Origin of the sequence: Paenibacillus sp. 7541 (genome assembly GCF_002276395.1) — a bacterium.
Lineage (GTDB): Bacteria > Bacillota > Bacilli > Paenibacillales > Paenibacillaceae > Paenibacillus_AQ > Paenibacillus_AQ campinasensis.
The window spans coordinates 369,354-389,819 of the sequence record NZ_NQLZ01000005.1 but is presented as its reverse complement, the minus strand read 5'-3'; the positions used below and the strand labels follow the sequence as shown (position 1 = coordinate 389,819).

Below are 20,466 nucleotides of genomic sequence, written 5' to 3'. Positions count from 1 at the left end.
GTTATCCCCTCCGGGTAGCTTAAGCCATTATTCTTTTACCGCACCGATGGTCAGACCTTGGATGAAATAGCGCTGGAAGAACGGATAAGCGAGAATGATCGGCCCCGTTGCCAGCACAACCATCGCCATGCGTGACGTGTCTTGCGGCAAGCTTTGCAGAGCTTGCATGCTCAGCGAAGAATTATGGGAATTCTGCAGAATGAACTGCATGCTCGTCTCAATCCGCATCAGCATCGATTGCAGCGGAACGAGGTTCGGATCATCGATATACAGCAAGGCATTAAACCAATCGTTCCAGTAGCCCAAAGTGCTGAAAAGACCGATCGTAGCCAGACCCGGCAGCGACAATGGCAGCACCAGCTTGTAGAAAATCTTAAACTCACTCGCACCGTCAATTTTGCCGGACTCGATAATCGCATCCGGTACGCTTGTGCTATAGAACGTGCGCAGGATCATAATATAGAACGCATTAAGCGCCAGCGGCAAAATCAAGGCCCAAATCGAATCTTTCAGACCCAGCAGCTGCGTGGCCACGATGTAAGTCGGCACGAGACCGCCGTTGAACAACATCGTGAAGAAGGCGAAAAACGAGAAGAAATTCCGGTAGCGGAACGATTTTCTCGAAATCGCGTAAGCGTACAGCGAAATAATGAACAAGCTAAGCAGTGTGCCGACAACCGTAACGAAGATCGTCACGCCGTAAGAGCGAAGCAGCGCATCGCCTGTCTGGAATACGTAGCGGTAGGCCTCAAGGCTCCATTGTTCCGGCCAGATTTGATAGCCGTTTCGAGCCAGCGTCGTTTCGTCCGTGAAAGAAATGATCGTCACAAATAGGAACGGAAACACGCACAGAAATGCAAATATACCGGCAATCAGGTTGAACACAATGTTCCACCCGAATGAAAGCTGATGGAAATCCTTCATCTTGCTTTTCGATTTGAACACATCACATACCTCCTTCTTGGTAGACCGACCGATTAGAACAGCGCATTATCCCGGTCATATTTACGAACGATATAGTTGGAGAAGATGACCAGAATGAAGCCGACGACCGATTGGTACAGACCAGCGGCGGTACTCATGCCAATCTCGCCAGTTGTCTTCAGACCGCGGTACACGTAGGTATCGATAACGTTCGTGACGGAATACAGCGTTCCCGAATCTCTCGGAACTTGATAGAAGAGACCAAAGTCCGCATAGAAGATTTTACCGATCGCAAGAAGCGTAAGGATCGTCATCAATGGTTTCAGCATCGGAAGCGTGATGGCTTTGATCTGCTGCCATTTATTCGCCCCGTCGATCATCGCCGCCTCGTACAACGATCTGTCAATCCCCATTATGGCGGCCAGATATACGACGCTGTTGTAGCCGATCACCTTCCATAAGCTGATCAATGTCAGAATAACCGGCCAATACTTGGCTTCCGAATACCATTGAATCGGCTCTGCCCCAAACCATCCGAGAATCTGGTTCAGCATCCCTTTGTCCATGCTCAGGAAGCTAAACACAAAATAGCCGACAATAACCCATGACAGGAAGTACGGCAAGAACATTCCGGTTTGATATACTTTCGCCAGTTTTTTGTTGGCAATCTCGGAAAGCACGATGGCAAGCGCCACGGCAAATATCAGGCCGAGAATGATGAACGTAAAGTTATAGAGCACCGTATTTCGCGTAATGATATAAGCGTCATTGGTGCTGAACAGAAACTTGAAGTTGTCAAAACCTACCCATTTGCTGTTTACGATGCTCGCCCAGAAGCCGTCGCGGCTGAAACGGTATTCCTTAAATGCGATGATCGTCCCGAACATGGGCAAATATGAGAATAAGAGGAACCATATCGTCCCCGGCAGAACCATGAACAGCATGGCTTTGTTGGTCATAATATTTTTAAAAAACTGTCCGATCGCTCTCACGCTTACCCCTCCTCGTGAAGTACATCCATGAACAAAAGAAGGGCGGTCCATTTCAGCCGCCCTGTCCTTGTCCATACCCAATCGGTGAGCCTCCCCGAAGGAGGCTGACCTCAGGCATTGCTATTACTTGATTTCTTTCCAAGCGTCAATTTGGCTCTGTGCTTCTGCGATGATTTTGTCAAGACCTGCTGCATTCAGCTTCTCGATCGCTCTTGGCAGGAATTCTTCCGGATCAACCGTACCTGTCATAAGCGGGGACCAGAATTCTTCTTTTACGTTGTTGACAGCAGCAAGCTCCGTCGAAACATTGCTAGGGTCGAAGTTGAAACCAAGGAGCGGAGCCGGAACGCCGGACTCATTGAACTTCTTGAACTCTTCCCACTTGTTCTCCGGATCTTCCGGATTCAGATAAGTCAGCATGACGTTGCCCAGTGCGAACGTAGGCATATCATAGTTTTTAGCTTCTGGCAGGTTCTCCGCCACGTTCTCGCTCAGCTTCTTGTAGTGAACATCCTCGATACCGGAATCAACCAGGTTCCGAAGATATACGTCGGTGTTGAGCAGATTCAGGAATTCCATCGCCTTCTCAGGATACTTGGAGTTTGCTGAGATCGCTTGCATCGAACCCATTACCGACCAGTTGAAGATCGTTGCATCGCCTGCAGGCGTCGATACGACAGGGTAGCCGTAGCTTTGAGTCCACAGGTTATCCGCGAATGGCTGGGTTGCCGCACGGTCCACGAACCAGTTGCCGGAAGTCATCAAATCTTGGGTCGAAGTCGTTGTAGCGGCTTCAGGAGAGATGTAGCCGGCTTTGTAATACTTGTTCATCAGTTTCAGTGTTTCCAATGTTTCTGGCATTTCCAGGAAGTTGACAACCTTCAGCTCTTCGTTGTCATCCAGGTACACGGCCATCGGCATTTTCTCGATGATGTAGTCAAATGGAAGCAAAGGAGTGAAGTCTTTGCCGATGGCAAAAGGAACGACGTTCGGTTCGTTCTCCTTGATCGTCTTGAGCAGCGGCTCGAGACTCTCCATGGATCTTACGTTGGAGATATCCAGGTTATATTTGTCCAGCAGGTTTTTGTTAAAGCGCCACACCTCTTGCGCAGGAAGCTCTTTATTTGCCGGAATCGCATAGTTATGTCCGTCTACTTTGGAGCCTTCCAGGAACGCTGGATCGATCACCTCTTTAATGCCTTGTCCATGAGATTCGATCAGCTCGTCCAGCTGCATGAATGCGCCTTTACGTGCGTTTTGCACATAGTCGAATGCCCAGGAGCTGGTGAACAGAATGTCCATTGGCTCACCGGAAGCAGCCATCACTTGCATCTTCTGGTTGTAGTCACCGAAATCGATCATCTTCATGTCGACGGTAACACCGATTTTCTCAGCGGTGTATTTATTGATTTCCTCTACGACCATACCAAGGTCCTTCTGAGGAGCTCCGATCGTGTACCAGATCAGCTCAACCGGTTTCTCGGCTGTTCCCCCGCCGGTCCCCGCGCTCTCGCTTTTGCTTCCTCCGCAAGCGGACAGCAGCATGGATGCAGACAATAGCAGTGTCAGCGGCAGGAGCCATTTCTTTTTCAATTTACTCATGTTTATCCTCCCTTTTGATTCCAGTTGTCTCTACACCTATAAGGTTATAGGATGAAAGCATTTTCACATAGGCGAAAAATTAAAGGTATTATGGTGAAAATAAAGAAAAAACTCTGATTCTACAAATCAGAGCATTCCTCTAAAATCTCTTGGTGATAAGCCAACAAATTTTTTGAACTGTTTGTAAAAGTAACCGGTTTCCCAATAGCCTACACTTTTGGCGATGTCCTGAACCTTCATTGGCGTATGGCGCAGCAGGTCCTTGGCCCTGTCAATACGGTACCGGTTAATATACTCCGTAAAGCTCTCGCCCGTCTCTTTATGGAACAGATGCCCGAGGTACACCGGGTGTATATGATAGTCCGCGCCAAGCGCCTTCAGCGACAAGTCCTCATGAAAGTGCTGCTGGATATGATGCAGGATCTGCTGGATGACCGGGCTTTTCACATCATGGTTCAGAGAATCGACCAGACCGCCAACGCCGTCCTTCACCGCGGTAATGAGCGCGTCGATGGAGACGGATTCCATAATGTCCGACACTGTATTTTTCAGAAAATCAGGCGCTGCCGTATACTGGATGTCATTCAATTCCAGCTTTAGCCGGATGACCATCTCTACCGCAATGCTCTTCAGAATCGTCGGTGTCATGCCGGGCATATGACGCAATCGATCAAAGTCACTGTCAATGAGCTGAAACAACACCTCCTTGTCCCGTGCGGCAATTCCTTTCGCATATTCCGGCCAGTCGATGCTATAGGAGAGCGAAGCTTCTCCCTTCTTCGCCTGTACATCCACATAGTCCACATAGGAAGGCTGCTCCAGCACCAGATAGTACTCCTGGGCTTCCTTCGCATGAAGATAGCTGTCGGTATAACGCCCGCCAAGGCTCTCCACGCTTCCGAGCGAAATGGACAGCTCATCCTCGAAGCACTGCCCCCGCACTTGCTGAAGCAGACGAATCGCCCGGGCCTTGTCGGTGTCAGGGTCCTTCATCATAAAAATAACGACATGGTCCCCGTCATGGTCCCGGAAATAGAGCACGCCGGACTCTTGCTCGGCCAGCTGATACAGGCTGCTTTCAATCGGGGCAAACTCGGCCCTGACGATGGCCACCATCACATAGGGCTGGTTCAGATCGAGTCCGAGCAGAGCCGCCCGCTCCTCCAGTTCCTTCGGTTCGATCCGGTCCGTGATCCAGCGGTACAAAATATTACTGCGTAAAATATGAATATCGTATTCATCCAGCCGCATCTCCTGGCGGGACTTATTCATCTTGTCCGTTGTGCTGACCAGCGTTTCCTCCAGCTCCCTCAAATTGATCGGCTTGAGCAGATAATTCTCAATGCCAAGTCGAAGCCCTTCCTTCAGGTATGCAAAATCGTCAAATCCACTGAGCACGATCACCTTCAGCTCGGCGTTCAGCTTGCGCGCTTCCTCGATCAGTTCAAGCCCGGTCATGACAGGCATGGAGATATCGGTCACCAGAATGTCCACCGGCACGACGGACATTCTCTCCAGTGCCTGCCGCCCGTTCTCCGCATGGCCAACAATCTCCATGCCGTATTTAGCCCAGTCCACCACATCGTACAGACCCTCGATGATGAACGGCTCATCGTCTACAATAAAAACCTTATACATCGCGCTCCTCCCCCTCCTTCATGATCGGCAATTTGACGGTTACCACCGTTCCCGCATCCGGCTCGCTCTGGATGTCCATGCCGTAAGCGCTGCCGTAAGTCAGCTTCAGACGCTCATGAACGCTCCGAATCCCGAACGATTCCCCGCTCGTCTCGGCCAGCTGCAGCCGGTTGTTAATCTCCTCCAGCTCCTCGGGTTCGATGCCCCGGCCGTTATCTACAATCTCAATATGCACGGCCTCCCCCTTCTGAACGGCCGTAATCGTCAGCCAATTATCGTCCCGCTCGCTCCGCAAACCATGAACGATATAGTTCTCGATGAGCGGCTGCAGCGTCATTTTGATCATCTGTACAGACTTGATGCTCTCGTCACAGTGCATCTTGTATATGAATTTATCCTTATAGCGGATCCGGAACAGCTCCAGATACAGGCGACACGCTTCCAACTCATCCTTGAGCGTGTAGCAGGATTTGTGCTGAACGATATTTCTGAACAGCATGGACAGGCTGTAGATCATATCGCCCACGTCCTGCGCTCCCTGTGACAGCGCCCGCATTCGGATGACCTCCAGCGTATTGTACAGAAAATGCGGATTGATTCGTGCCTGCAAAGCAGCCAGCTCGGCATTCTTCTGGTTGATCTCCGCTTTATAGACCTTATCGATATACCGCGTCAATTCGTCCAGCATCTCGTTGAAGCTGCTCGCGATCTGGCCCAGCTGGTCATCCTTGGAATCCTGCATCCGGGCAACAAACTCCCCTTTTTCCACCTTGCGCATAAACCGGATAATATTATCCGTCCGGCGTGAGTAATTGACAATGACAAGCGAGGGAATCGACACCGCTACCACAATGCACACTGCGGCAACGATGATAATCGTATTTTTAAGACCTTGCAGGGATTCCGAAATTTCTCGTTTAGGCGTAATCCCGACTACCGTATAACCCGCCTGACTGTGGGCGGATGTTGTGACATAAGATTCCTCGCCCAGATCCACCGTTCCTTTGGATTGGACGAGCCGGTCTGCGTACATATATTTTTCGCCATAATATCTGCCGGAAGAATCAAACAGCACCCGTCCATCCCCCGACATCACCATCACAAACCCCTTCATCGGCTCCTCTTGTCCTTGCAGGACGGAGTTGATGGCATCCGTGCGATAGAACACAAGCAGTTGCCCCAGATTTTTGTAGGTGCTCATATCGTTGATTGGCACGCGAATCGAATATAACGGCATTTCGGGCTCTCCGGTCAATTTGCGAATCCACAGATTCGGAAGCGTCACGCTCTGACTCTCCATGGCCATCACATCCGGGATGTACGAGTGGGTGGCATTGGCTGGATATAACCTGGTCATGCTGCCTTGCTTGTAGACATACATATACTGCTGCTCGGCACTGTACAGCATAATATTCTCGATATCCGGATCATCATCGATTCTCTGCTTGAAATAAGCCAGCACGCTGTCTGTGTTGGCCTGTACGTTGTCCGCAATCCGGCTCATGCGTTTGGCCATATATTCATTGAATGTATTCATCAAGAAGTACGATGTGTCAATGCCAAGCGAGGAGTTCCGGTACAGCTCGTTGACATAGGACTGCACATTCTCATATTTACTGTTGACGCTGCGTTCGACCCGCTCCACCGCCCCGCGCTGGATGTCGAGCTCGCTGCTGACCGCAGACTGAAACAGAAAATAGTACATCACAATCGATAACGTCACGATGGTCAGCACCGCGATCAGCGAGATCGTCAGCAGCATTTTGGTAAACATGTTGCTCTTTATATATTTTCGATAAAAGCGTGCAGGAGACATTCCCAATCCCCCTTCCTGCTTCAAGCCTAAATTTGCCTGTCCCTTAAATATACCATCGGTCGCCCGCTGTCCTCCGATGAAATTTCTACCAACTGGTGAAGTTGTAATTTGCCTATTTTAGCTGTATCTGGGTTCCCAGGCGCATCCGGCATCATAGGTTAATACCGGAAGGAGTGAAACTTATGCCACAATACCGCATCATCGTAGATCTGTCCGATTTCCGGCTGTACCTCTTGGATGGTGATCGGGTCGTGCGCGAGTTCCCGGTTGCGATCGGGAAAATGGCGACGGAAACCCCGCCGGGCACATATCTGATTGTCAACAAACAACCGAATCCCGGTGGCCCTTTTGGAGCCTACTGGCTCGGGCTGTCCAAGCCGCATTATGGCATACACGGCACGAATGATCCATCCTCTATCGGGAAAGCCGTATCCCATGGCTGTATACGTATGCATAACGAAGATGTTGTGCAGCTGGCAGCCCTCGTTCCGGTACAAACCCAAGTCACCATCCGGCCTTGATGCTATCGCCCCGATTTCATCCTCCTCCAAACGGGTTAAATACAAATGTTACAACTATTAAGCCATCACCCATCTGGAGGAGGATTTCCCATGCTGGAAAGCAAATATTTCAGAACATGTTTCGGGATTATGGCTTTGCTCCTGATCCTTTATCTTGGTTCGAAGGTCAGCTTTCTGTTCCGGCCTTTCGTCTCCATGGTTAAAATGCTCATTTTCCCTACGGCGATCGCCGGTTTCTTCTATTATTTACTGCGTCCTATCGTTGATTATTTGGAACGCCAGAAGATCAAGCGCGCGCTCGCGGTGCTGATGATCTATTTTGTTTTCGGGGGAATCTGTGCCATCTTCATCACGGTCGTATGGCCGACGCTCCGGGAGCAGATCGATCTTTTCATCGAGCATGCGCCTTTTCTCGTGCAGGATGTACAGCATCAAATCTCGCAGCTGCAGCAAAACCCTGCCTGGTCCCGGTTTATCCCGACCGAATCGGAGCTGGCCACCACGATCACCGATTCCATCAACCGTATGATGACCTGGATCAGCAATTCGATCACCCATCTGATCAGCCTGGTGTCGAGTGTAATGATTATTATTGCCACGGTGCCGATCTTCTTGTATTACATGCTGAAGGAAGGCAACAAGCTTCCAGCCAGACTGCTTGCTGTCATCCCCAAAAGATACCGGAATGATGGACAAGAGGTGCTGGACGATATCGATCACGCACTCAGCAATTTTATTATCGGCAAAGTAATCCTGAATTTGATTCTGAGCGTGTTAATGTATATCGGATTTTTAATCATAGGCCTGCCGTATTCGCTTTTGCTGGTTGTCGTCTCCTTTTTTCTCAATTTCATTCCTTATGTAGGCGCATTTCTCGCCTCCATTCCCGTCGTCATTGTAGGCTTTATCGAGTCGCCTACGATTGCTCTCTGGTCTGTGGTTGTGATCGTCATTGCCCAGCAAATTCAGGACAATATTCTGACACCGGTCATCTATGGCCGCCAGCTGGAGATTCATCCCTTAACGACAATTGTGCTTATCCTGGTCGGGGGCGATTTCTTCGGCCTCCTGGGTGTGCTGTTAGCTATTCCGATCTATATTATGATCAAAATCGTCGTCGTCCGATTGTACGAGCTGTTCCTCGCACGCCGAATCGAACGGCTCTAAGCAAGCAAACAAAAAAGGTGTCTGACTGCCGATGGCCGCATGCGAACTATGCGACAGGCTTGGACACCTTCTTAATTATTTCGTTTGTCCTCTTAATGAACGCACAACGAATATATGTTCATCCTTAAGCAGGCGCCGCCCGTCGGATAACGTCACCGTCTGCTCATCATGCGCCGTCAGTATGGCATGCCCGGCTACCAAACGATTCCCTTTCCATATCATAACGGATGAGCCGAAATAGATGGCATTGTCAAATTGAATGTTATGGCTGATGATGTAACCGATCGAATGCAAGGCTGCAGACGAGTCGGCCTGCCGGATTCGATGGATGGAGCGAAACGGTATGGCGAGATCGCCCGGAGCGAGGATGACCTTTTCCTGAACGGTATCCCAGCCCTTGAGCACGCCTTCAACGGTAGTCATCGCATGATCTGTACGCTGAATGACAACATGACGGCCAATCCAATGCTTCATATGGGTCACCTCTATGTTTTATTCGTCTCCTTGCTCAGGCGAAAGCGGAAGCTCCCACCGAACAGGCTCCAGTCCTCTCTCGGTCAGAAAAGCATTCGCCTTCGAGAACGGGCGGCTGCCAAAAAAGCCTTTATGGGCAGCAAATGGACTCGGATGAGGCGACTTCAGCACACAATGTCTGCTCCCGTCGATAAACGCCCCTTTTTTCTGGGCATAACTGCCCCACAATATGAAAACGACCGGCTGCTCCCGCTCGTTAAGCTTCGAAATAATGGCGTCGGTGAAGGTCTCCCAGCCCAGATCCTTATGAGAGTTAGGCTGTCCCTCCCGCACGGTCAATACGGCGTTAAGCAGCAGCACTCCTTGTCTTGCCCAGTGCTTGAGCGATCCATGCTTGGGAATTTCGGCACCAACATCCTCGGCCAGCTCCTGATGAATGTTTCGCAGCGATGGCGGAATTGCGACCCCGGGCCGAACAGAGAAGCTCAGTCCCTGCGCCTGACCCTTGCCATGATAGGGGTCCTGCCCCAGAATGACCACTTTCGTCGAAGCATACGATGTCTCCTTCAGCGCTGTAAATATATCCTCCTTCGGCGGATATACCGTGTACCTTAAATATTCCTCCGCAATCCGGTACCGAAGCTCGTTGAAATACGGCTTGTCCATTTCTTCTTTTAATACATCGTCCCAATCATTATGAAATCTCTTCAAGGCCCCTCTCCCCCTGCTATGTAATAATGGTAGATCAACCGTAACACTTCTTAATCCATAGAGGATGATGGATTACCACAGAATAACAAATAGGCTGACCCACAAGGGGGCCAGCCTACTTTATGACCAGACGCAAGTTATAATGCCGAGGACCGGGATCGAACCGGTACGGTAGTCACCTACCGCAGGATTTTAAGTGGTTTGCACCACTTAACGCAGTCCTGACGCGGCTTCACAGGCGTTATATACGTTAAATCGGCGATAGGTACACGAGGACCTCACCGTTAATTTATCCGTGATGTTATAGCGTGCCCCCTCGCTACTGTGCGTTTCACGTTTTTCTATTATACGGTAATATTCGCGTATATACAAGCAGTTCTATAACGCAAAAAGGCGCAGTCCAGACGGAAATTACTCCGTTTAGACTGCGCCTTTTAAATCGGACTCTATTGACCCCCGGATCAAATTTTGTTCCGCGGATTTTATGGTCGCCTGTTTTGACGCCTAATTGGTACCCCCTTGGGGTCTTTGATTCACCGCTTTAAAGCGACCTACATATGTACAAAACATACATTTTGACCATATGTCTAACGCCGTACTACCCGCCAAAAACCGCGCCATATCAACGGTTACGGCCGCCAGCACTACCGCAAGCCACCGTCCATCCGTCGTCTATTTGCACTCAAACGCATAAAAACGGAGGCCCGAACGGAATAATATCCGCAGTGACCCCCGTTTTTCAGCGTACCCTTACACCAGGAGCGTGTCGTAGGTGAAACCTCAGGTTTAGTCCGAAATAGTCGCCCGTTCACCGCTCACCATCGCATCAAGTTCGGCAATCTCAGCGCGGATCTCATCGTCCGTCTTACGTCTCGTCTCGATCGTTTCCCGCGTATCCTCGACGACAGTTCTATCCGTCAATAATCCGTATCTGCGCATGTATAGATCGAGCGCCTTAACGGAAGGTATACCGTTAGCCCCTCCGCGAATAGCCCGCATTAGCTGGACGTACACTTCCGATCGCATTGCGTCGAGTTGTCGTTCGGTCAGGTAATTTACGTAAGCCGCGAATGCCTCCTGCGCCTTCCATTCGAATAGAGTCGACCGCGCAATTCCGATCTCATCCGCAAGCTCCTTCATCGTTCGTTTCTTTCCGTCTTCGTTTAGTAACTCGGCCCATTCGTTACTAACGATAAGCTGAGCGGCCCTTTGTTGCTGCGGTGTCAGTTGCGCTTCCAATGTTCTCCGTTGTTTACTCATACACATCGTCCTCCTCTGGTTTAATCTGCGCCCTTGCTGCGTCAATCTCCGCCTTCAGTGCGGACGGATCGGATAATAGGCGTTTAGCTTCTTTGCGCGCGTCCATATCGTATTTACCGTGCTGGTCAAATAGATCATGGTCGAGGCCGCTGTCCTTCGTCATCCATCCGATAAATATATGAAGCTTGCGCATCTCGTCGCTGATATTAATCTCGCCGGCCTTGCCCTCGTCAATCATTGTGTTAAGGCGCTTCATTGTGGCAAGCACACTCCCGGCACCTAACGCGTGCATGCCGCACCAAAACCCAACCGAACGCCTAAGTAATCGGACCATTTCCTCGTACTCAGCGAGCTTGTCCGTATCAATCCGCGTAACTTGTCCGGCCGCAAGAATCGCCGCATACTTAATCGCGATTGCTCTAAACGGCTGCAGACGTTCGACTAGCGCCAATGAGAGCGGCATCTCTACGACTTCAGGCCGCGGCTTAGCTTCGGGCGGCAATCCCTGTTCAACGCGTGCCTGGCGTAATCGCTCCGTTAAGTCTGCGATGCTTGAGCGGATTTGATCGTTAGTATCGTATTTCATTCGCATCCTCCTCAGATAATAAAGCCGCCCCGAAGGACGGCCGTATGTTTTGCGCTGATTTCATTCTTTCGCTGGCAAATCGCTAGCCTCCGCATCCACCATAGCCGCTGCTATCGTGTCATCGAGTTGTCATAGTATCTCTGCCTGATTATCGGGCGGCACACATGAAAGAACGGCGCTTATAATCTCGCTTAATTCCTGGACCGGTCGAGTAACGTCTATCGTACATTCGAGTAATCGGCGGAGCTGCATCTTAACGTGGACCTCCCGTCGGAAAAGTTCCGCCCCAATTCTGGTTAGAGCTATTTCCGTGATTATGCGTCGGCAACGTTAGGGAATGTGTATGCGAGTTGTAAGAACTTCGCAGTGAGTCTATTTGCGATTGCAACGATGATAGTGTTGCCGATAAGCCGTACACGTCCGACATATTAACGCTAATGCCGCTAACCGTGCTGTTAAATCGAACCGGTCCCGCGAAGGTGGCCGCGCCCTGGATGCTTATCGGATTTGAAGTATTGTTTGAGCCGATTATAAGGTTTTCGCTAAATATCGTTAGGCCACCGTTTTGATACGAATTGATCTCGCCGGCATATCCGCCACCTGATCCGTTAAATACAATCGAAGCGACTCCGGCGTCCGAACCGGTGTTAATGCGAATACGATTTTGTCCGCTACCGTCATACGTGCGCAGCCCCTGCGCATCCACCTCGATCCTCCGGCCGCTCGATCCGGTACGTAACAACGCACCGGTTATCGTGCCGCCTGTGAACGACGATGCCTCGATATTGCCGCGGAACCTCCCGTTGCCTGCGTACATGTTGCCCGCCGGGTCAACCGTAAACTGACCGTTACCGACGTTGATAGACGAGCCGACGATCGCACCATTCGTAAAGTTTGATTCAGCGATGCTTGCTGTCCTGGCAGTTAATTTACTAGCGTAAATACTACCGTCCATCGTCGCTTTAAGAGGCAACGAGAAGTTTTGGAATGTCTTAATAGGCTTTCGGTCTCGGATAATAGAACGACTGTGTGCCACTCCCTCCGAGTGAATCACATACATATTTAAGTAGCCACCAACGATTTCATCTGCTACGTGCTCAAACGTACGCTGCGCAGCTAACTCGACTGGCATTCTTGAGTTAATCCTATCAACAAATAGCGGTAATGCCACGTCCGAATGTGCAGCTACCCCGAATACGTCTGCTTCCTGTGGTATTTGTTCGTTTATTTCAAAGTTATCGCGGTAGCCAAGTTGAACATACTTAGGCTGCCCTTGTTCGATCTCATGTACATAAATGCCAAACTCAATACCGTGCTTCGAATCTGTGTAACCCGGTAAATCTTTATGGACCTCAACAAATTCGTCGTAGACGTCCCTAGCTTCTCGCTGAATATCTTCGTAGGTGCTTTCAGGAAATAAGCGCAAGAGCATTTCATCTATGATCTCTTGCATACCGGACATAAAGATAACCCGGTTCCCGAGCTGATGGAGTTTAGTGTAGTCATCTGTAACCGCATAATTTCTCCCGCCGACTTCTACGCTAACCCGGCTGTCTGCCCACACAAAGAATTTATTGTCATGATATAGAGATAAACATAAACTCATAGGGTCCCTCCCATAGAAAATATAGAAGCCAGCGCATTAAGCGCCAGCCCCTCCTTCATATTTCCGTTTTATTTGCGTATAAAGACTCATCATCTGAGCGCTAGGGTTATGTCGAGCTAACCTATACGCCTCTTGTACGTCCGCACCCGTCACCTTTTCGTCATTGACAAGAATGTTTCGCAAGCGTTCACGGCTGATACGCCAGTCGATATGTGCCGTCTTCTTCGCGGCATGGTAATCGAGCCTATCGCGCAAGATGACTGCTCGTGCTTTGTCGGCCGGATCTCCGCTTTCTTCCGCCTTGGCTTCTAGTTCCGCGACGTACGACTCAGGCGGATGCTCTAAAAATTTAACGCCGGAATCTTCGTGGAATAATTCCGCAACAGTTTCCTTGTATCGGCGCTCAGCCATCGTATAAGCGGCGATTTTTTCAGGATGGCCGGCAGCCATTGTCTTCATTTCCTCTAGCTTGGCGAAGCTTGTATCGAGTTTCAAATTACTTCGCTCCCTTCTCGGTTGGTTTGCGCGCAATTCCGTTTGGCAATGCACGACGATCCTTAATCATGCGCATATCTGATGTTGATACGAGTGGTAGGTTGTATTCTTGCTCGATCGAATGGACGCCGTATGACATTCTCTGAAGGTGGTGGGAATCTCTTTGTTCAAGTTCTGCGACCTCCCGGCGTTGATGATCGTACTTGTCAATGAGGTTATAGTAATCCAGGAGTGCGTTATACATTTCGGTCCTGGCCGCGTCCATCCGTTCAACAATCGGCTTTAGTTCTTTCTCTCGGATAGCCGGAACGACTTTGTTGTTCCAGTCCATCGTCAGGTCCAACACGGTGATGCGGCCCTCTCGCGACTTCTCAGATGCGTACGCGAACGCAGCATCTCGGACACTCTTCGCCTCCTGTACGGCCCTTTCTGCGGATTCAATTTCCGTTGTAATCGCAGCACGTTCCGCAGCTACGTCTTCACCGTCAAACTCCCGGATAAGAATCCGCTGTTTCTCCGCGACGAGATCCGCGACCTTTTGCTCGGCTTCCCTAACTAATCCGTTGTGTTTGTTTCGTAGCTCGATAAAGCGCGCGTCTTGCTGGTCATACTTCTCTTTCAATTCCCATTTAATCATTCAAAAACACTCCTTTAATGTATTGAAAAAACCGGATGTACCACGGCTTCCGCGGCTCCGGATTCTCTTCGATTTCTTTGATTTCTTCGGTCGGCTCGTCTTCTTCCTTTTCAAAGAAAATGTCCTCGAGTATCGGGTATATCGGAGAGCCTGGCGATAACTGCCTGTATAAACCGCTAAGCGTACTCGAAGGAACAAGCGTCACCTTTACGCCTGCTACTGGCAGAAATAACTTGAAAAGGGTCTCGCTGTCCGTTTCGATGTCGACGGTATCAACGTTGTGGAGGCGCATAGCATCGAGGACATTATCGATAATCGCGAGTTCCTCTACGCCGTCAATACCGCGAATTATCTGATCTGCGTGTGTCCCGGTTTCATCGAAAAAGTTGATAGCAATAGCCTTAGAGGACCCTATCTCTTTAATGATGGCTTGGAATAGCGGTCTCATACGGGACTCACATTGACGGCAGTGGTCTTACCGCTGCGGATGTTTTGCTTCAAATCAAATCTGACGCGTGTACCCCGCCTTAACCCTTCGGCATTCGGACTATCACTTACGTGAAAAAATACTTCCTTATCATCGTCGTCAGGCGAGATGAATCCGAAGCCTCGCGCTTTAATTGGAGCCGCAATAGTTCCGGTAAACTCGCCGCCTGTTGGTGTGCCTTCGATGGCCTTGCCGATGGCTTTTCCCATCTCATTTGCGGCTTTCATCAATTTACGGTTAGGCTTCGGCGGCGCAACCGGTGACTTACCCAGGCTCGGCCCGATTCGTGAGTATACCTCCGTCATATCCTCGTTTTTTATTCCCGACCAAACTTCGCTTCTCATTTCGCATTCCTCCGTTTAAATTTAGTAGGCGCCAGCATCAACGCTCTAAATACCATGGATTTTTCCGTGATAGAATCGCCAAACAAAATCGAGGCGGTATCCCCGTTCTTGTTGCGCAAAATCACTCTTCGTTGGAAGTTTCCGACTGGCTCGATCCGTTCGATAACAACGTCGTTAACCATTCCGTGCCGCCTCCTCCGTAAATATCGATCGCATCAATTATTCCGCCGCGCACCATAGCCTGACCGATTCCGTTATTACGTTTCGGCGACGTCTCTTTGCAGAACTCGATCGCTAACTTTTCGATAATCTTGCAGCGCTGAACATCGCCCATTCTGCACCAGGTATCGATAACTAACCATCCATGGACAAACCCGATTAACTCGTCGTATAACTCGGGCACCTCATCCGCCGGAAATCGTTCGAATTTAATCGGTACCTTCGCGCCGTAATCGATGCTAATCATTTCGTTCAACTCCTCTTTCTAATCATTTGACTAGCTTTCGGCTATCGTTACCCTACCCCGTGAATTTAGTGCCCGAGAACCCGCATTACTACGCGGTCTTTCACGTCCTAAAACATTAGACTTTGGCCGCCCAATAACGCCGTCTTGCCCGATCGGCTGCGCCTTGCTTTCGTCTGATCTCGCGACACTCTCCGCAGTATTTCGTCCGGTTTGACGTCTTAACGATCGGCGTTGAACAGCGTTCGCATGTGGCCGTATTCTCTTCGCGGTTGAAGTAACGCGATTCTAGCGCAGGATAAATCGGAAGCACTGAGCGTTCAAATTCCAGGCATCGCATGTCGCCGGATTCGATAAACGGTACTGCCTGCGGATCCGTGCGGAACCATTGGCAGCGCGGTTGTCCGTTGGGTTCGTATCGGCAGCCGTCAGTACCGATAAAGGCGGCGCAGTGATTGCGGGCTAACGTTTGGATTCGTTTTAGACAGTCGTTCATTATTACACTCCTTTATTAACGCATTAAATCACTAAAGTATGTGAGCAAAAATAAAAGACGCCATGTTACAGCGCCAATTTTTCGGATTCTTTCGCACGCTCGATCGCCTCGACAATATCCGGACCAGTGCCGAACGTCTGAGCGATTCGGATTCGCAGATTCGAGGAAACTGCACGATAACCACACTCCACGGCCGTGATACACTGCCTCGAAACACGTAGCGCGTCGGCGAAATCCTGTTGACTCATATTTTGTGATAATCGGATTGCTTTCACAGTACCAGCGTTCACGATACAAACCTCCCTTTTATTCTCTTTTTGCTACTTCAAGCGCAAATAAAAATGCCCTATTGACGGTTTACCCGTCTATATAGTATTGGAAAAAGGTTCGATTACGCTGACTTCTTGTTCTTCTTCTTTCGGAGTATTGCGAGTGCCCTGTCGCGGGTAACTTGGCATTGAGATCTTGGAATATATTTTAGATGCGTCAGGATGTCGCAAACTTTGACGCGGCCAGGCTGCGCGCTATGTGAATAGAACGCATTGCCGCAAACCATGCACACTCTGACTCTCCTAATATCAGTGCGCGCAATAGCTTCCGCCACATTTTCGGCCGTCCTATGTTTGTCCAGTGTCCCGCGGTTCCAAGCGGTGCCGTCGGCGTACTTCCCGATGAACGCGTCCGGGCTTCGCTTGATGGTTTCGAGTCGATCGGTCAACTCTTCCGCAGACATTTCGCAGCGTTCTCCGAATAGTTGCTCCTCTACCGGATTCCCGTCGACAAAGGTGTCCTCATACACAGTGCCTGGCGGCTGATAATCGGAGTCGTCGTCGCGCTCAAAACGCAAGAGCAATTCACGTGCCTCTCTCTCCGCTTATCGTCTCGGTGTGCCTTTTCCGGACCGAGAACGGGATACTCCGCCTTACGTTCTGCGATCTCGTCAATGTTAAGTATGAAGTCCGCAAGGATTTCGCCTATCGTCTGTTGCTTTGCTCCCTTTCGCAGTAGTGCTGGATGCTTCATCGTCCATAGATAGTATAAAGCCGGCACAACCCCTTCGCTTTCTAGCTCCTCCGTTAGCCCTTTCACTAACTCAGATCGCCAGGCCGTCGGCACGTCCTTGTTCTCAATAAGGAAATTTTGGATCTTTTTTAGTGCGTCTTCTTTCCGGATCATATTAAACCCTCCCAAAGTTTTGATGTACGAAATGGCACTTAAATGGTTATTTCTATACCTTTAGGTTATTGGAATGACTGTTTATGAGGTGTTATCAGTACCAGTGGCGCCTATAAACGATTGATACTGTCTCCGTGGCAATATTCGTCGCAGCTCATCGCGCCCGTAGAAGTGTTTAATGCAGGTCGCCAAGTCCGCCCCCTCCGTCACTTCATATACTCCGCTATCCTCGTCGCAGTGCAGAAGAACGCGGTATACATTCGGCATCTTCTTATGCGTTCCTTTCTTCCGTTGGTCGCGCCGTTTAATCTCGATAACGCCCGCCGCCGCCAAGCTATCTATCAGCCGCTTTGCTGTCCGCTCCCCCAGGCCGGAAGCACTCGCCATCTGCGCGTAGGTCATATAAAACGTACCGCCCGGTTCCGTCGCCCATCGTTTCGAGTGAACGAGTATCGCGTACGCCAGCGCCTTCTGACTCTTCTGCGGACACTTGCGCATGATTTCGTCTATCTCCGAGAATGTCACCGTAATGTCTCTCTGTTCGGCGGCCAGCGTCAGATCCCGGTCATACACGTAATCCACACACTCGGCGAGATCCTTCGCGCAAAAGTCCGGACTCGAGTCATAATATTTCGGATCCTGCCACGCGAACCATTCCGATATGGCCGCCCGCGCTTCCGCCCTATCTACTCCGTTGTGATTGAATAGCCGCGCGAGAAGAAGAAACGACTTGTGGCGTTGGCCAGGTCCGGTCAATCCGGTATTGTACCGATCGGCGGCGCGACTCAGCGTATAACTCTCCGATTGGTCGTACGATTCGAGCGGCCTATGGCGTCCGATCGCCTCCTCCATGTCGGCCGCGTCACGCTCACTATAAAGGCCGTCGCCTCCTGCAATTGCGTCCAGTACTAATGCCGCCTCCGTCTTCTCTGCCGCAAGGAAATAGGCGTGCGACTCTTCCGGCCCCATAACGCGTAAGCCGTCCTCAACCGTGCAAAATCCGCAATAGGCGCCCGTCTTCTGATGGTAGCCGAGCGGTAATTTGACGCCTTGCGAGCCGGATGGCCGATACTCGACCTTGCCGCCATGGACTCCGACCACGTCCGCACTAGCAACGATGAAGTCGAAGAATAGCCGCGCATCTTTAACTCCGATCGCTTCCGCGAGACAGATATCGAGGTGGTACCCTTTGTTGCCGCTGAATGAGATGAGATAAGTGCGAATGCCGGCGGCGTCTAATACTGCGGCGAGTTTATACGTGATCCATTTCGCGAGGGGTGCGTCTTCAAAGTCGACGTCAAACGTTATCAACTTCGTGAAGTATTGGCCGGCGAACGTGCCGACCGTGGACTTCCCTTCGAGATGGTATTCGAGGTGATATCGACGAAGCGGGTTAACTCCGCCGGGAATCGTCCTATAAAGGCCGCCGGGGAATTGGAGTAGGTAATGACGGTGCTGGATAATGTAGAAATCAAATAGCCGATCGATGATGTCCAATAGTTCGCCTCCTTAGTGTAAATTAGAGCGTCGAGGATGATGCCCCGTGTTTATCTCATTTCAATTGCACACTATATGTTTTTCTAATTATCGCGGACAACAAGGGGACAAATTCAGAAAGCGAACTCCTAATCTCCTGAAATATTTCTTCCATTTTCTCTGCAGCTTTTTCTGTATCCGAACCCATTATTAGACTGCCTGCTGACAGTTGTAGTGACTTGAAGGCATTTATAGTACGTGTAGTAGAGCCACAAAAATCTCTATGAAGTTTTTTAAAACCATGCGGCGCTTGAAGTTTCTCGAGTTCAGTAATTGCTAAGGCAATATTATCGAGTTCATAATCCATTAGTCTCAAAACCCCCGCTGTCGTTAAATTGGACTCTTCAATCAACTGCCAAGTACCCACTAAACGCTCTGTCGCGGTATCAAATTCCAAGGCACCATTTAATAAAGACACAATAAAGAATTCTTTTGGAAATTGATTTTGAAGATCGGAGTTTGCCCGAAATCCCTCTGCAGCCTCCGCTATATTCACCTTTACTTCGTTAATGTCGAACATTGTTCATCGTCTCCCTTTTCGTTTTATTTTTAGTGGTACTTTTTGCGAAACCGTACAGTCTCGCGGAAAATTATCGCCCCTCATCACATATGTTCCCTGCCGGACTTGTTTCGCACACTTTGGCGAAATTTATTTTGAGCCTATATAGTTTAAGACGTGTGCCGATCGGAAACCGTACACCCTGGCGTTAAATTTTCCGCTCACATTATCTTCAATGCCGGTCGGAGACGTTTCGCACACTTTCATATGATATAGGGACAAATATTTTTAAAATCGGGACAAAAACTTTGAAACCAAAACATATGTTCCCTCGTATTAATAAACAAAAGCGAGCAAGTGACATCTCACCTACTCGCAATTGCCTCGCCGGTCAGCCTGCTACCAGCGATACCGCGATAACTTTCCGGGAGAGCCTGCAAACTCTCATATCGCGATGTACTACTCGCCGACTTGTTGCCGCAAGCCAGACGAAAAGGTGTCCGCAGTTGGCGCTACGGACGTCGGTCACGTTTGGCGCCGTAACCGGTGAAACTTCGAACCTTGGCGGGTCATTCACGAACTCCTCTCCGCTTATCAGCCGCTCGCGCGGCAGGCATCATCGAGGGCGGAAATCATAACGAAAACTCAACGTCGACGCCGGTATCAAGTACGTCACGAACGAGAAACTCAAGACCGGACATGCTCAATAGTTTGGCGCGGATCCCTGGAATATCGTCCGGACCCTTGTCTTGCGATACGACAAGCGGAGGGGCATCGGTAGTCCATACATAATAGTCGTCTTGCGGCGTGATTCTAGCGACCCAGATAGATCCTTCAAGATGATACGCGGCTGTCAACGGCTCAGTATGTATCACCTGCGCCTCGACCCATTCGGATTCAGACGGCGTATAGACGAGTAGCAGCGGCACGCGATCGAGAATCATGCGAATACCTCCCGAATCACCATTGCGATAAACCAGGCCAGGCCGCGAATCAAATTGCGTTGGGTTCTGCGGCTTATCCGACGAGTGGCCGT

General features: G+C 50.1%; 23 protein-coding genes. 2 read left to right on the top strand and 21 right to left on the bottom strand.

Annotation, left to right across the window (positions count from 1 at the left end):
• Nucleotides 1–27 precede the first annotated feature (27 nt).
• From CHH75_RS04085 to CHH75_RS04065, 5 genes are all read right to left on the bottom strand, one after another.
• Nucleotides 28–924 (bottom strand): carbohydrate ABC transporter permease, encoded by an 897-nt coding sequence (locus CHH75_RS04085; RefSeq protein ID WP_155617451.1) that lies wholly within the window; start codon nucleotides 922–924, stop codon nucleotides 28–30.
• A gap of 53 nt (nucleotides 925–977) precedes the next feature.
• The gene (locus tag CHH75_RS04080) at nucleotides 978–1,907 is read right to left on the bottom strand and encodes an ABC transporter permease (RefSeq protein ID WP_176475462.1); all 930 of its coding nucleotides are present in this window, start codon (nucleotides 1,905–1,907) and stop codon (nucleotides 978–980) included.
• A 132-nt stretch (nucleotides 1,908–2,039) separates the two neighbouring features.
• Entirely contained in the window at nucleotides 2,040–3,518 is a 1,479-nt protein-coding gene (locus CHH75_RS04075; protein ID WP_095397488.1) for an ABC transporter substrate-binding protein, read from the bottom strand.
• Between the two features lie 126 nt (nucleotides 3,519–3,644).
• Nucleotides 3,645–5,156: a response regulator transcription factor gene (locus tag CHH75_RS04070; protein ID WP_095263235.1), complete on the bottom strand. Its 1,512-nt coding sequence runs from the start codon at nucleotides 5,154–5,156 to the stop codon at nucleotides 3,645–3,647.
• Complete coding sequence (locus CHH75_RS04065; protein WP_095397487.1) at nucleotides 5,149–6,972, bottom strand: cache domain-containing sensor histidine kinase; 1,824 nt, start codon at nucleotides 6,970–6,972, stop codon at nucleotides 5,149–5,151. The genes CHH75_RS04070 and CHH75_RS04065 overlap by 8 nt, the downstream gene beginning before the upstream one ends.
• A 182-nt stretch (nucleotides 6,973–7,154) precedes the next feature.
• Between CHH75_RS04065 and CHH75_RS04060 the strand changes: the two genes are divergently transcribed.
• Complete coding sequence (locus tag CHH75_RS04060; RefSeq protein WP_095263233.1) at nucleotides 7,155–7,493, top strand: L,D-transpeptidase; 339 nt, start codon at nucleotides 7,155–7,157, stop codon at nucleotides 7,491–7,493.
• A 90-nt stretch (nucleotides 7,494–7,583) separates the two neighbouring features.
• The gene (locus CHH75_RS04055; RefSeq protein WP_095397486.1) at nucleotides 7,584–8,660 is read left to right on the top strand and encodes an AI-2E family transporter; all 1,077 of its coding nucleotides are present in this window, start codon (nucleotides 7,584–7,586) and stop codon (nucleotides 8,658–8,660) included.
• A gap of 75 nt (nucleotides 8,661–8,735) precedes the next feature.
• Here the strand turns inward: CHH75_RS04055 and CHH75_RS04050 are convergent, their stop codons facing one another.
• The 16 genes from CHH75_RS04050 to CHH75_RS03975 all read right to left on the bottom strand — a co-directional run bounded on the left by CHH75_RS04050 (nucleotide 8,736) and on the right by CHH75_RS03975 (nucleotide 20,374).
• Nucleotides 8,736–9,134: a hypothetical protein gene (locus CHH75_RS04050; protein ID WP_095263231.1), complete on the bottom strand. Its 399-nt coding sequence runs from the start codon at nucleotides 9,132–9,134 to the stop codon at nucleotides 8,736–8,738.
• 18 nt (nucleotides 9,135–9,152) lie between these two features.
• Entirely contained in the window at nucleotides 9,153–9,845 is a 693-nt protein-coding gene (locus tag CHH75_RS04045) for a uracil-DNA glycosylase (protein WP_095263230.1), read from the bottom strand.
• A 786-nt stretch (nucleotides 9,846–10,631) separates the two neighbouring features.
• Entirely contained in the window at nucleotides 10,632–11,105 is a 474-nt protein-coding gene (locus CHH75_RS04040; RefSeq protein ID WP_095397485.1) for a phBC6A51 family helix-turn-helix protein, read from the bottom strand.
• The gene (locus tag CHH75_RS04035) at nucleotides 11,098–11,691 is read right to left on the bottom strand and encodes a hypothetical protein (RefSeq protein WP_095397484.1); all 594 of its coding nucleotides are present in this window, start codon (nucleotides 11,689–11,691) and stop codon (nucleotides 11,098–11,100) included. Before CHH75_RS04035 ends, CHH75_RS04040 begins: the two co-directional genes overlap by 8 nt.
• Nucleotides 11,692–11,944: 253 nt before the next feature.
• Nucleotides 11,945–13,297 carry an autotransporter outer membrane beta-barrel domain-containing protein gene (locus CHH75_RS04030; RefSeq protein WP_095397483.1) on the bottom strand — a complete coding sequence of 451 codons (1,353 nt, stop codon included), beginning with the start codon at nucleotides 13,295–13,297 and terminating at the stop codon, nucleotides 11,945–11,947.
• 36 nt (nucleotides 13,298–13,333) lie between these two features.
• A complete protein-coding gene (locus CHH75_RS04025) occupies nucleotides 13,334–13,792 on the bottom strand; it encodes a hypothetical protein (RefSeq protein WP_095397482.1) in 459 nt (152 codons plus the stop codon).
• 1 nt (nucleotide 13,793) lies between these two features.
• On the bottom strand, nucleotides 13,794–14,429 hold the full coding sequence (locus CHH75_RS04020) for a hypothetical protein (RefSeq protein ID WP_095397481.1): 636 nt from the start codon (nucleotides 14,427–14,429) through the stop codon (nucleotides 13,794–13,796).
• Nucleotides 14,422–14,877, bottom strand: coding sequence for a hypothetical protein (locus CHH75_RS04015; RefSeq protein WP_095397480.1), 456 nt, complete (start codon nucleotides 14,875–14,877; stop codon nucleotides 14,422–14,424). Before CHH75_RS04015 ends, CHH75_RS04020 begins: the two co-directional genes overlap by 8 nt.
• Entirely contained in the window at nucleotides 14,874–15,260 is a 387-nt protein-coding gene (locus CHH75_RS04010) for a cold shock domain-containing protein (RefSeq protein ID WP_095397479.1), read from the bottom strand. The genes CHH75_RS04015 and CHH75_RS04010 overlap by 4 nt, the downstream gene beginning before the upstream one ends.
• Nucleotides 15,261–15,381: 121 nt before the next feature.
• Entirely contained in the window at nucleotides 15,382–15,726 is a 345-nt protein-coding gene (locus CHH75_RS04005) for a hypothetical protein (protein ID WP_095397478.1), read from the bottom strand.
• A gap of 115 nt (nucleotides 15,727–15,841) precedes the next feature.
• Complete coding sequence (locus tag CHH75_RS24590) at nucleotides 15,842–16,219, bottom strand: hypothetical protein (protein ID WP_141235805.1); 378 nt, start codon at nucleotides 16,217–16,219, stop codon at nucleotides 15,842–15,844.
• Between the two features lie 65 nt (nucleotides 16,220–16,284).
• Nucleotides 16,285–16,509, bottom strand: a complete 225-nt coding sequence (locus tag CHH75_RS04000) for a helix-turn-helix transcriptional regulator (protein ID WP_095397477.1) — start codon at nucleotides 16,507–16,509, stop codon at nucleotides 16,285–16,287.
• A 101-nt stretch (nucleotides 16,510–16,610) separates the two neighbouring features.
• Entirely contained in the window at nucleotides 16,611–17,066 is a 456-nt protein-coding gene (locus CHH75_RS03995) for a hypothetical protein (protein WP_141235804.1), read from the bottom strand.
• Nucleotides 17,067–17,476: 410 nt separating this feature from the next.
• The gene (locus CHH75_RS03985; RefSeq protein ID WP_176475450.1) at nucleotides 17,477–18,496 is read right to left on the bottom strand and encodes a hypothetical protein; all 1,020 of its coding nucleotides are present in this window, start codon (nucleotides 18,494–18,496) and stop codon (nucleotides 17,477–17,479) included.
• Nucleotides 18,497–18,947: 451 nt separating this feature from the next.
• Nucleotides 18,948–19,451: a hypothetical protein gene (locus CHH75_RS03980; protein ID WP_095397473.1), complete on the bottom strand. Its 504-nt coding sequence runs from the start codon at nucleotides 19,449–19,451 to the stop codon at nucleotides 18,948–18,950.
• A gap of 611 nt (nucleotides 19,452–20,062) precedes the next feature.
• Nucleotides 20,063–20,374 carry a hypothetical protein gene (locus CHH75_RS03975; RefSeq protein WP_095397472.1) on the bottom strand — a complete coding sequence of 104 codons (312 nt, stop codon included), beginning with the start codon at nucleotides 20,372–20,374 and terminating at the stop codon, nucleotides 20,063–20,065.
• Between the last annotated feature and the right edge of the window lie 92 nt (nucleotides 20,375–20,466).